Source organism: Candidatus Symbiopectobacterium sp. NZEC135 (genome assembly GCF_025962695.1).
Genome location: NZ_JAGFPF010000012.1, coordinates 45,213 through 57,859, shown reverse-complemented (window position 1 = coordinate 57,859; position 12,647 = coordinate 45,213). Strand labels below are relative to the sequence as shown.

General features: G+C 46.3%; 8 protein-coding genes and 1 pseudogene. 1 reads left to right on the top strand and 8 read right to left on the bottom strand.

The window, feature by feature from the left end; all coding sequences use genetic code 11:
• Nucleotides 1-76: 76 nt before the first annotated feature.
• The 6 genes from J5224_RS09180 to J5224_RS09155 form a co-directional block, all read right to left on the bottom strand.
• Nucleotides 77-511 carry a hypothetical protein gene (locus J5224_RS09180; protein ID WP_264625081.1) on the bottom strand — a complete coding sequence of 145 codons (435 nt, stop codon included), beginning with the start codon at nucleotides 509-511 and terminating at the stop codon, nucleotides 77-79.
• Nucleotides 512-714: 203 nt separating this feature from the next.
• Nucleotides 715-1,077, bottom strand: coding sequence for a DUF596 domain-containing protein (locus J5224_RS09175; RefSeq protein ID WP_264625080.1), 363 nt, complete (start codon nucleotides 1,075-1,077; stop codon nucleotides 715-717).
• Between the two features lie 8 nt (nucleotides 1,078-1,085).
• Nucleotides 1,086-2,693, bottom strand: coding sequence for a DUF637 domain-containing protein (locus tag J5224_RS35540; protein ID WP_319802426.1), 1,608 nt, complete (start codon nucleotides 2,691-2,693; stop codon nucleotides 1,086-1,088).
• Nucleotides 2,694-3,586: 893 nt separating this feature from the next.
• Nucleotides 3,587-3,970: a hypothetical protein gene (locus J5224_RS09165; RefSeq protein WP_264625079.1), complete on the bottom strand. Its 384-nt coding sequence runs from the start codon at nucleotides 3,968-3,970 to the stop codon at nucleotides 3,587-3,589.
• Complete coding sequence (locus J5224_RS09160) at nucleotides 3,967-9,342, bottom strand: DUF637 domain-containing protein (protein ID WP_264625078.1); 5,376 nt, start codon at nucleotides 9,340-9,342, stop codon at nucleotides 3,967-3,969. Before J5224_RS09160 ends, J5224_RS09165 begins: the two co-directional genes overlap by 4 nt.
• Before the next feature lie 69 nt (nucleotides 9,343-9,411).
• The gene (locus J5224_RS09155) at nucleotides 9,412-11,079 is read right to left on the bottom strand and encodes a ShlB/FhaC/HecB family hemolysin secretion/activation protein (protein ID WP_264625077.1); all 1,668 of its coding nucleotides are present in this window, start codon (nucleotides 11,077-11,079) and stop codon (nucleotides 9,412-9,414) included.
• Nucleotides 11,080-11,309: 230 nt separating this feature from the next.
• Between J5224_RS09155 and J5224_RS09150 the strand changes: the two are divergent.
• Nucleotides 11,310-11,540, top strand: a pseudogene (locus J5224_RS09150) (IS3 family transposase); the annotation flags it as partial.
• Between the two features lie 116 nt (nucleotides 11,541-11,656).
• On the opposite strand, the gene J5224_RS09145 reads toward J5224_RS09150, so the two are convergent.
• Together J5224_RS09145 and J5224_RS09140 are read right to left on the bottom strand one after the other, a co-directional pair.
• Complete coding sequence (locus tag J5224_RS09145) at nucleotides 11,657-12,076, bottom strand: helix-turn-helix domain-containing protein (RefSeq protein WP_264625076.1); 420 nt, start codon at nucleotides 12,074-12,076, stop codon at nucleotides 11,657-11,659.
• On the bottom strand, nucleotides 12,073-12,384 hold the full coding sequence (locus J5224_RS09140) for a type II toxin-antitoxin system HigB family toxin (RefSeq protein ID WP_264625075.1): 312 nt from the start codon (nucleotides 12,382-12,384) through the stop codon (nucleotides 12,073-12,075). The genes J5224_RS09145 and J5224_RS09140 overlap by 4 nt, the downstream gene beginning before the upstream one ends.
• Nucleotides 12,385-12,647 lie beyond the last annotated feature (263 nt).

Below are 12,647 nucleotides of genomic sequence, written 5' to 3'. Positions count from 1 at the left end.
CAGTTTGATGAATGTTGACAGGAATGGTGATGTTTATATGCCCATCACCATTACCTACTGAGTGCCTATTGCGCGTTTAGTGCGATTCAGTGAGCGTATCGGGAGAGAACCCCCAACGAGTTTTAGCAGAGGTCAGCCACTCTTGATCGGAAATAGTGTTATTCCTTTCAATAATTTCCAGCAACGGATAGGGCGTAAACATCGTCATTTTTCCATTTACCATCAACGGCACATCACTAGGGCCACTGTATTTGACTTTAAATAAAGGATAGTTATTTTTATCAACGCACCATACAGAAATAATCTCACCCTGACGTGATGAACAATAATTAACAACCATCGGTGAAAGGTAAGTATCCATAGTAAGAAGTACAGAGCCACCCGGCATTGCACCTCTCATTTTTGTCGTATATACCCTAAATAATTCAAGTTGCAGGAAGGCGGCAAGGGATTGAATCCCCAGGAGCTTACTCAGGTAAGTGACTGGGGTGAGTGAGCGCAGCCAACGCACATGCAACTTGAAGTATGACGGGTATAATGTGTTTCAAAATACTCTATACCACCGCCCTTTTTAACATCGCCGAACTTTATTGCACATCCTGACAACGTAAAGCCAATCATCAAAAAAATCAGTACTCTCATAAGTCATCCTTGAAAAAAATAATCATATTGACCGCTAATGTCCAGAAAAAACCATTAGCGGTAAAGCGTGAGTCAGGTCCAGTCTAAATAACCACTCTCATGAACCCAAACCACACCGCCGGGACAATCTTCTTCATAAAACCAGAGATCCTCACCTCGCGCTTTCCACTCATCTTCCGTTTTAGGAAAAGCAAGCTTATAACGGGCTATCTGCTCTTCGATAGTTCCGTCTAAGAATACACCACGGTTAGCAAGTTTTATTATACCTTCTCCTAATAGTTTTTGTAATAGTTCAAAGAAATACTCTTTTTTCTCATCGAACGACAAATGAATTTTATCAAAATTATCTGCTCGCATCGCGGACCATATCGTTCCTATAGAACCACCATTAAGTTCATCTCGAAACAATTGGTATTCATCTTGGTTATAAAGCATCTTTGCCCTCACTGAAATTTGAGCTCGATTTTTTTCTTCACCTTCCCCTGAAGGGAGTTTATGCTTTCATTTCCGGTAATTTCAATAGTCCAACGAGCTTTTGTATCCTCACTGCTTTTAGAAAAATTCCGTAATTTGATGGTAGAACCATCATTTAGTTGCGCAATGTAAATTATCCCCTGAGGCATATTTCGCTCTTGTAACGGCACATTTCCTGCCAACGACTGCGCAAAGTTACGTATCTCTTGCTCCGATAAGCTTGGGCTGGCAAACACTTTCGTCGTTCCCGATGTATTGCTACCCCCCTCACCCAAGACTTGCTCAATTTGCTTGCCAAACACGTTAAGCTTACTGTCCGGTTGAGCCTTATCAAACACCTTAATCACTTGCTCAGTGTTTGCTTTTTGAATCTCACGCAGGTAGTCAGCCGTTTTTGTTGAGAGACTACTCCCTACGGTGACTTCTCCTTTAATAAAATCAGCGACTGGCTGTGTCTTGATACCCTGTTTGTTATAGAACGCCTGCGCAGTGTTGGCGAGTTGCTGCGACAAGCGCTTGGCGCTGTCCTCCGTTTTTCCCAACACAAAGGTGGTACCGCTGACTGCAGCACCTACACCCAATGCTGCTTCAGGGGCTGCGAGATCGGTAGCAAAAATGCCAGCCTGATTGAAACACAGCATGGGCTGAGTTTTACACCCCGTCAGTGCCAGACGAGCGGCTAACGCCAGCTCAGGTGCCGTGGCAACCAGCCACACTCCACCTGCCGCCACAGCGACACCACCTGCGCCAATAATGGCCACCGCAGATAATGCATCATTGCGGGCCTGCACGCGCTGAATCGCGGCCAGATCACCTTGCTTAGCCAGCGCAATATCGTTATTAGCTTCAGTAAGAACAGAGTCCAGCAGGTGCTCATCAAAGTTATAGCGGTAAACCTGTTCCCCAGCGTTTGCGCCACTGTAAGCCCCTTCAGGGGTATGAGTAGTGACAGCACCCGCGATAGCCGCAACCACCTTTGCAGCCTGCGTCTTGGCCTCACTGCCGGTTAACGCTTCCTGAAGGCGATATAGCTGACGTTCTTTTTCATTCAGATTCGCAGGCTCAAACAGCGAACTCTGCATGATAACACCCGCCAGTTCTGCCGCCATCGCCCCGGCGGCAGCACCTTTTCCATCCCCTCCGCCAATTTCAGCTGCAACCCCGGCAATCACCGCATGGCTGACCGTTCTACCCGGTAAACCAAGAATATCGCCGTTCTCTCCAATCAGGAATGCCCCTTCCGCCTGAAACCGATTACCGATATTTGCCAGCAACGCCGTGGTGAAATTATCTTTAAAACTGCCGCCATTGATGGTGGTATTCAGGCTGGAACTAATGATCGACTGTCCTGCCACACGCTGGGCAATCTTGCTCCAGTCGCCGTTACTCAGCAGCGGCAGTTTGGCATTACCGGCGTTAGTGGCAGCAGCACCGCCTGCGGCTTTATCAAAGCCCATTACGGAGTCAAACCCTGAGAGCGCACCACCAATCACCATGGCGGTAACCAGCGATTTCACAGAGTTGCTATTGCTTAACGCTTCCAGCGTTTTGCTGATATTGCCCTGATTATCGAGCAACGGGAGAGCAACCTAGGAAGTCAGCGCCATCAACGGTGAGCTGTCCCCGATATTGACAGTCAGCAATATCCAAGTATCTTTGATGTGGCCTTGGTGATCTCTTTAAGTGAGACTCGGTCCTTCCCATTCAAGCTGATCCTTTAAATGATCAGGAACAATAAAAAAAGATCTGCAAAGCTTTTTAAATGATCATTATAAAGCATACTTATATTCTCATTGCAATTCACACAATAATATCGACAATGGTCATTTAAAAACCGTATGTCGCTTATTTCAAAGTCGTCGTGAGATAAAAGATAATAAAAACCATAAATTAATTCTGTTTCATATATTGCAGAACGATCTCTAAGTTTATAAAACCAACTCAAGTTAGCAACCATGCGCAAATGCGGCAGTGTTACCTGTAAGATATCAATATAAATTTCATTTTTATTCATTACATATCTCTCAGCGTTTTCACAGAGTGACTTACCTGGTGATAGCCACAAAAAAGTGACTATCAGTATGGCCGCTAAATTTATTTATTTCTTACCGGTAACGGATGTGTATCACCAATATATTTATCAGAATATGTCTAGCGACCATTTTTTATTAAATTTTCTATATACATAGAGTTCCCAGTTTCTTGATAAAGTTCTTTAGCAGCCACAACGCGATGGTTACACTCCTGAAGAAAGTATTCTCCATTTTTATCAACACAACCACACTAGGTTAGCAGGCTCACATAAATTCACCGATAACAATTAGCATGTGAGCATATCTGTTTTCAACCATTGATTTTCTGAAAAAAACATTATAAATATTCACACTATAGAAAACCACTGGACAACCTCTATTTATACATTATCTCATCAGATATGAAATAGCGGCCTACAAAGGCCGCACTGTCTTATCTATTCTGATTTCTTATCAACTATACCTAATAGAGACATGTCATAGAGAAGATCTGATTTTTCCTCCTCGGTAATATTTTTAATAATTACATTCAAAGCCTTGTTTTTGAGGATGCTGTTTATACTTTCACGTAGATTTTCTTCAACCTGTTTTGGCCCCCTTCCTGCCATTAAGACCAATGCAATTACGTTTAGCATTAGTTTTTCTATATCTAAATCATAAGAATCTTCAAACTGATAGTAAGCATAACCTATCTCTGATTCAGATTCGCCCCAAACTTCACCTCGGCGATTAAATGAGTCGAGTTTATTCCTACAATAGATATAATAACACCTCAAAAAAGAATTTTTAATTTCTTCATAACCAATTCTTTCTTCTGTCATTTCTTCGCTCCTGGTTTCAATATAATCCCATTATTGTCAAGTATTTTTACCTCAATCCCTGGATACCTCTGCTGAAATTGTTCTACAACGCCTAAACAGCTTCCACATGCGGGACGTTCTGTAAAAATGGTAACAGTTCCTTTTACTGATATATTACCACCTAACCTGTCTGAAATGTTATCCAGTATCTTATATTCTGAGTCTATGTTTCTAGCTATTATAGAGCCTTGACTATTAGGTATCTCCTGATATTTAAAACTCTCACTTCCTTTGCCAACTAAACCATTACCGGATACATCTACACTACTATGAGCAGCTAACGATTTTGGAATTCCAGGGATATTAATATCCGCGACAGCAACATTGCCACTACGTTTTGGAGCTGATGGTAGCCCTGCTCTTAGGCTCGTCACTTGCTGTTTAAATGCTGACGCTTGCTGTATAGTTTCTTCATTAACAAGATAGCTTTTCCAGCCCATCGTTGGCGTTACAAGGTTTTTTGACAGGTACTGATTACCAATGCCAGCCTTTCCCATGCCCGCAAATGTACTTGCGATCGAAATACCAAATCCTATGGCTTCTACGGAGTCCCTGGACCAGTGAGTCATCTCACTAAAATTTTCAATCCATTGATTTCTTGCAAAAATCTGACTATCAGAAATACCGTCAGCAGTAGTATAGGTAAACAGTTGCTCTGTGTCATAACCGAGATAAAGCGGGTAATTACTGGTACGTTGACGCTCTTTTTGCACCCAATAATTGGCAAGCATTCCCTCTTCTTCGCGCGTTACAGGATACAACCTCATTAACGTCTCGTATTGCTGACGTTCCTCTGAGTTTAATGACTCCTGCGCTACACAGTTAACTTTGCGGCACGATGCCGCCAACAGGCGCATTTCCTTCTCTTTATCACCTTGGGAAAGCGCTTTTATGGCCTGAATTTCATCAAGGTGTAACTGTCGATTAAAGCGTTCCACAATTTCAGCGGCGTTTGCACCGCTATTTACACCACTTGCATTTCCTGTAGCAACAGCCCCTATAAGTGCACCAGCAAAGCGGCTTATTTGGGCCTGTTTTTCTTGCCACCCTTCTGTTTTCACTAAGTTATCATTGATGATTATACCTGCCAGTTCTGCCGCCAACGCCCCTGCAGCTGCACCTTTAACATTTCCACCACTGATCTCCGCCGCAATACCTGCAACAACAGCATGGCTGAGCATCTTGCCCGGAGCTTCAAGCACTGCACCGTTCTCTCCAATCAGGAATGCCCCTTCCGCCTGAAACTGATTACCGATATTTGCCAGCAGCGCCGTGGTGAAATTATCTTTAAAACTGCCACCATTGATAGTGGTATTCAAGCTGGAGCTAATGATCGATTGGCCGGCCACACGCTGGGCAATCTTGCTCCAGTCGCCGTTACTGAGTAGCGGCAGTTTGGCATTACCAGCGTTAGTGCCAGCAGCACCGCCTGCTGCTTTATCAAAGCCCATCACAGAATCAAATCCCGAGAGCGCACCGCCAATCACCATGGCGGTAACCAGCGATTTCACGGAGTTGCTGTTGCTTAACGCTTCCAGCGTTTTGCTGATATTGCCCTGATTATCGAGCAGCGCCACGGCAGCCTGAGAGGTGATTGCCGAGATACCGGAATAAGCGGCACCATAGGTGGCAGTAGTGACCGTTGCACTGGTGCTTCCAACCGTTCCTGCTGCCAAATCAGCCCCATAGGCTGCCAGCCCCGATCCTGCCGTTACTGCCGCAACCGCAATGGCGATAACCGCGCCAACAACCGGATTGAGGCTTTGGCTCTTGTGGTTCCAGTTACTGTAGGCATCCTGTACCTGTGTCCACTGCACATCTTTGCGCGTGTTGAGATCTTTCAGCCAGGCGGTGCCGGGCGTATTTCCCAGGGTCAACAGAGTGTTTTGCAGAGCCTGAGCATTTTGCGCCTTTACATCCGCACTCACGCCGTTGGCAGCATCAACGGTGAGTTTTCCACCGGTATAAACGGTCGGCAACACCCAGGTATCTTTGGTGTAGCCTTTGTCCGCGTTCTTAATGAAAAACCCTTTCGAGGTGGTAATAGTCTGTTCGAACGCAGTGTTTTTAACGGCTTTGAAGTTGACTTTACCGTTGGTGCTGGTCAGTTTGGCATTTTTTCCCGCGTTGATTTTGCTGGCTTCATAAGTACTGTCATCACGGCTTAACAGGTTGATATCGCCGCCTGCGGTAAATTCGGTCACTTTATTCGTCACATTGTGACTGACTTGCCGAGTAGTGGTTTTCTTGCCATACCACTTGCGCTTGGTGGTGGTTTTTTCATAGTGGCTGGATTCTTCCATCGCTTGTGCGTAGAGGAATCCTCCCTTGGCAGCGGCATCTAGCGCCCCTTTAGCAATAAGTTGTGTCGCCTGAAACAGGATGCTGCCGTTGGAAAGCAGGGTTAGAACACCACTGCTGTTAAGGGTGGCATTTTTCTGTGTCACGGCTTCGCTGTAGGCATTTCCCCCTTCGCGGTAGATATGATTACTTACCGCGTTCAGTTCCATTTTCCCGCCGGAACTGAGCGTCATATCGTTTCCGGAAGAGAAATCCGTGCCATTAGCGATGAAATCCCCATTGGCGGCCAGCGTCAGTTTTTTTCCTGCATGCACACGCGCCGTGAGATAGCGATCGTCTTTGTTATTGTCGTTGGTGTTATCAAGGGCAGAATAGGCCGTTGCGAAAAGCTTCAGGTTGTTGCCTGCCAGCAGGGTGGTATTCCCCTGTGCAGAGAGATCAGCGGATTGGGCCTGTAAATCGCCTCCACTGGATATCAGTAGTTGATTGCCTGCGCTAAGGTGACTATTTAACTCGGCCAGCCGTGACTTAACGAAAAGCGCCCCTGTAATAGTGGTCAGTGATAAAGGGAAAAGGGATGGTGAACTATTATTTAGTGCCCTAGGGTTAAGGTTTATATTTCCCCCTGCTGTCAAGCTAATATTGTTTGTTGCATTTAGCTCAATTCCTGCGATATCAAGGTTTTTCCCCGCATTCAGTGTAATATCACCGGATGTATTGATTGCATTGAGCTGTTTTAATGTATTATCAAAATAAGTCTGTTTTTCTTCATCGGTACTAGTACCGAGTCGTCCGATTTTCAGAAATGTATCATCATTTTTGGCGAGCAGGTTATTACCTGCAGTCAATGTGGTATTCTTATTTTTTTGGAAATAAACTCCTGTTATCCCCAAGTCTTTTGCAGCATGAATTGATAACTCATTGGATGCATTTAGTTGGCTAAGTTGACGAGTTCTATCCTTAGAATAATAATTAGTGTAGATAATGGATGCAATGTTAATATTGCCTGCTAGATTCTGTAATTCGATACTATCTCCAGACAAGACACTTTGATTAACATTAATATTGTCCGCTGCAGTTAAGTTAATTTTTTTATTGGCTGTTAACTGTGCATTGCCAAGCCTAATATCTTTATCTGAAAGCAGAGTGAGGTCATTTGATGCATGAACACCACCTTCAATTGATATATCATTAGAATGAAGGAGAATGTTTTTTGCACTCAAATATATATATGGATCTGTAGCTATCACTTCATCTGTTTTGGCAGTGGTATACTTCTGCTGTTCATTGGTGATCCGCTCAGAAAAATCAGCGACCAGATTGCCTCCTGCAACTATCTGTGCTGGAATATTTTCTTTAATCTCCCAACTGTTTTTTCGGTCAACCAAACGGACAGTACTTACTGTACATATTACACAGTTCCCCTGAACTTCTTCAGTTCCTGTAACCCTGTAGATATTGAATTTATTAACCGTACCATACAGAACACTATTATTGTTTAATTGTTTCCCTGTTAGAATTAAATCTTTACCGGATGTCATCTGGCTGGAGATGTTATTTACGAAACTCGAATTTACATACAAATCATTTCCAGCAGTAATTTTGGACTCAGGGCTAACAGATGAAGAAAAATTATATCTCGAAACATTGATACCTATAGGATCTGTCGATGAAGTATACATCGGCGTTATATCGATTTCACCGAACCATTTTTCAGGGTATCCATCCTTAAAGTTGGATAAAAAACCAAAATATTTTTTATTATCCCATTCTGACGCTTGATTTTTTTCAACATTCTTTTTAGCACTTTGCGTTGGGATGACATCATTATTCGTCACGATAATCTCATCCCGGAGATTATCTAATTGTTCCGTACGAATAACCAAATCCCCCGCCGTGGTCTTTATCGTCCCCGAACGGTTTTCAACCTTGATGCCTTTGTTGCCCACCGCATCTTTCTGAATCCACAGGTTATTATTCGCCTGAATGGTGGCCTGGGTATTGGTCAGGTTATCGTTAAACAAGCGCATGTCTTTTCCTGCGCTCAACGTGCCATTGTTGTTTAACGTGGTGCTGGCAACGGTAATGTCACGCTCACTTTTAACCGTCGCCCCTTTGATGATGTCGGTCTGTTTCGCGGTGATATTCAGATCGGCTTTGGCAGCGGTATTACCTAACTGAATTTTGCCCCTAGTATCCAGCGTGATCCCTTGCTGCGTAGAGGTCAGATTCGCCAAATTAACCCCAACGCCTTCTTCGTTAGCGACCAGCCGGATTTTGTTGGCATACATCCCGCCCAATGCTTTGGTGTCCACCGCCAATTGCGGCTGTGCGCCTTCACCGGCGATGGCCGTCAGCGTACCGTCCTTATAACTGGCACGGTTGGTCCCCTGTGTCAGAGAGAGATTTTGTGCGGTAATTTTCCCATTCAGTTCGGTGGCACGGCTGATGATATCGACATAATCCTGCGCGTTGGCATCCAGTCCTTTACTGCCAATAATGATGCTGCCCTTCTTCACTTCCAGCGCGTCTAACGCCCCTTGTTTGTCGAACTGGGGCTTGCCGGTGGTCAGCGTGACCCCTGGCGTATTAATAAATCCGCAGCCGTCGCAGGTGATGCCATTCGGGTTGGCTATCATCACGTTAGCTTTGGCACCGAAGACCTCAAGCTTGCCGTTTAGCTCTGAACGGGTTCCGCCGGTCACTTCATTGATAATCAGACTGGCAGCATTCCCCTTGAGGTTGCTATTGGCATTAACCTGACCGGCCAGTTGGGATTTTCCCGCCACGGTTGAGTTGTTCAGTACCGCACCGGGTGCGCCAACGTTGAAATCTTTGTAGGTATTATGAGAAATACCTGCGCTGTTAGGGGTGGCAATATTAATCACCGGGACATTACCCGCCTGAACCTGAGTAGTGGTATTCGCCGGATTAATACCGGCCGCAAAGGCAGGATGCAGTGGCTGAATGGCCGTCAGATAAATAAGCAGGTAGCTGATACCGCGCCCCAGAGGATGGTGCAATTTTTCCATTGTTGTCGTTCCGTTAGCTGTGGTCCATGTCATAGACGTGCATATGCATAAAAATACAAAAGCGTGGCGTTATAAGGTGACGGTCGCCTGCCAATAGCCGACCCACTTATCCGGGCGTAACTCGCTGGGGAAGGCCAGTGGCTTGCCCATCATCAGCGACTGGGTAAACCAGCGTCCGTTGAGCGTCAGCCCCAGCGCAGACCCCACCACCTTACCGCCGTCAACCAATCCCCCCTGCCCGCTGACCCAACCGCCATCCAACGCCCCGGTGAGCGACACCGCTCCCACGACGGGAAATGACGCCAGTTGCCAGTTCACTTCGTTACGCCAGTACGCGCCACGATTACCGGACAATAGCTGCTCTTTAAATCCGCGAACCGAATAGAGACCACCGGCCGTCACGCGCTCGCTGGCATACAGATTGTCAGGGGAGGTTTGGCCGTAAGCCGTCGTCAGGTAATACAGTGACGGGGTGAAGGAATAGAAAACGCTGGCATTCAAACTGACTTTACGAAACTGCGCACGGGGTGCGTCGGGATAACGGGTATCATCACGCGGCGCGCCCAGGGTGCTCAGCCCCTGGCTCATGGACGGATTTATCGTGAAATAGACATTCCCCGCACTGCGGCTGTAATGCGGGCCCAACGCCACGCTGCTGACCACCGCACTGCTGTTGGAAAGCCTCTGCCCCGCGATACGGTTTTCCGTATGCCGCCGCGTAACAGACATATCCAGCGCCAGTTTCTGCTGACCATCCCGTAGCAGTGTGCGGTACGCCCCCAACCGATGAGATTGTGCCATCCCCTCATAGCGCCAGGCGCTACCCGGGAAAGGAAGATTCTGATGGAAGTCGTTCCAACTGCTCTGATAGCTGAACAGCCAATAGCCATAAGGCACGCTCAGACTGCCCGAAAGGCTGCGGCTGCGCCGGTCCTGCACAAAAGCGTTGTCGCGTGAGGCAGATAGCACCCACAGATCGGCCATCTGCAACGGGCTGTCCAACGTCAGTTGCGTACTCATCTGGCCTGTGCCGGTGGCCTTGCTGCCACTATTATCGGCCCCCAGATTCACATGCAGCGGCCGCGTATTTCCGGCAGGCACCACCACCACACGGGAATAACCCGACTGGCTGCCCGGTTGAATATCAATGGTGACAGGCTGTGAGGTAAGGCGGTTAAGCTGTTCAAGCCCTTGTTCCAGATCGCGCAAATTCAGCACATTTCCCGCCGCAGCGGGGAACGCCATGCCAAGAGTGAGCGGCATTTTTTCCTGCTGAGTGATGGATTCGATGCGGCCTTCCGTCACTGCGATCTGTAGCGTCCCTGAAGAGATATCCTGCTCAGGCACCCAGGCTTGCGAGGTAATGTAACCGCGCTGCAAATAGGCCTGAGACACCGAATGCACGAGCGCCTGAATATCCGACATCCTCATGCACTGCCCTGACCAGGACGCGGTCAACGTCTGCTGTACCGACGAGGAAAGAACCGTAACACCCCGTAATTCAATCTGCTGAATGCGGTAGCAAGGTGCATCATCCTCAACAGGCTGCACTTCAGGAACCGTGGGTAACACAGTACTGTTTTGTAGCGCTTCGCGCTGCCGTTGCGTCTGTTCTAACAGGGTTTTTTGTTGCTGTTCAATCAATGCCCGATCGGCAGGTGTCATGCTCTCTGCGTGACTTATCGCAGAGCAAATACCGAACGCAAACAGGCTGATAAGGGAAAGAGGCCTACGCAAAATAAACGCAATCCTTACGTTAATTTACAATTCGGCGCATTTTTACCGTTAATGACAGCAGGCGGCTATCAAAAAAAGAGACCAACACTTAATTCGATACTCATGCTTATAAATATATTTTCGTAAGCATTAAGTACTAATAATTATAGTTATGATTAGCGCGCCTATAAATAACAAATTATTAATATAATTAGCTGGATAATAATAATTATTATATATGGAATTCCGAACTGAGTCGACGCGGCAACTGCCACGACAATGCAGTTGCAGAAAGTTTTTTCCAGCTTCTAAAGCGTGAGCGTATAAAGAAAAAGATCTACGGAACGCGGGAAGAAGCCCGCTGCGATATTTTTGATTACATCGAAATGTTATATAACAGCAGGCGTCGGTATGGTTCAAGCGATCAGATGTCGCCGAACGAATATGAACAGCAGTATTATCAACGGCTCGAAAGTGTCTAGGTTACCCGCAGCGATTCATTCCACACTTATGGACCTGTATATACTCAGTCTATATTAATCCATTAACGAATAGCACCGCTGCAAACAACCGGTGCTATTCAACATAATCTAATTTGTTATAAAAACCATTCTGGTTTCACACTAAAACGAGCCGACAGTGCCTTAATGTGAGTGATAGTCAAAGAGCGCTGGCCAGACAAAATCTGGCTAACCAGTGATTTAGAGCCGATTTCCTCTTTGAGATCAGAGTAAGACAACTTGTGCTGGTCAATCAGGGTACGCAGCAGTGCAACGCCGACCGGCATTTCAGCGATAGCTTTGTTGAATTCAGCGAAACGAGGGCTGTTATCTTCATAGTCAGCAATCTTAATCGCCAGGAAGTCAATAAGTGGGTTCTCGTCATCGTTCTCGATCAGGTAGTCCACCAGTTCCATCGCTTCGCGGTAATCGCTCTCGGACAAACTGCCCCCCAGGAAGGGGACAGCAGCGACGAGTTGTTTGGTTGCTTCAATGGCTTTTGCAGTGTCGGTAATCATTCTTTGTTCTCCCTGTAATAGCGGGTCAACTTGTCGTAATCAGCGTGGGTTGCGATGTGCTTCACATAGAAGCGCTTATTCACGAAATTGATATAGGCGATAACCCTCAAGTTGTTGCCTCCTACATCCAAAACCCACCACTTATTCCGATACTTAAAATTATCCAGGCTCGGTATCAGAGTTTGCATCTCAGTTGGAGAAAAGAAATCCGTCTCGCGTACTAAGCGGTACAGCGCCCGAATGGCTAACGAATCGTTGGGATATCGCCTTGCCGCTTCCTCAAAAGGCTCTTTTGAAATGACGTGCATCTTGCGGTCGTTCCATCCGTTTACATTATGTGAACATGATAGCACTACTCTTTGCCGTTCACAATATGTGAACGCCAATTTCTCATTTCATACCATCGCCAAAATCCCTACTTAACCTAGCTATTGAAATCGATGATGCGTTAGACATCTCTGGATCGATTGAAGGGTCTGTAACAGCAGTCCTGTGCCATGAGCGGACATCTAGGACATTACGAAACGCTAGGTCAGATATCTAAAAGTGCATGGTCCGCTTGGATGGGATA

Excerpts from the sequence above, each read along its gene's own strand:
- J5224_RS09175 (WP_264625080.1), bottom strand. The coding sequence starts at position 1,077 with ATGCTTTATAACCAAGATGAATACCAATTGTTTCGAGATGAACTTAAT.
- J5224_RS09165 (WP_264625079.1), bottom strand. The coding sequence starts at position 3,970 with ATGACAGAAGAAAGAATTGGTTATGAAGAAATTAAAAATTCTTTTTTG.
- J5224_RS09160 (WP_264625078.1), bottom strand. The coding sequence starts at position 9,342 with ATGGAAAAATTGCACCATCCTCTGGGGCGCGGTATCAGCTACCTGCTT.
- J5224_RS09145 (WP_264625076.1), bottom strand. The coding sequence starts at position 12,076 with ATGATTACCGACACTGCAAAAGCCATTGAAGCAACCAAACAACTCGTC.
- J5224_RS09140 (WP_264625075.1), bottom strand. The coding sequence starts at position 12,384 with ATGCACGTCATTTCAAAAGAGCCTTTTGAGGAAGCGGCAAGGCGATAT.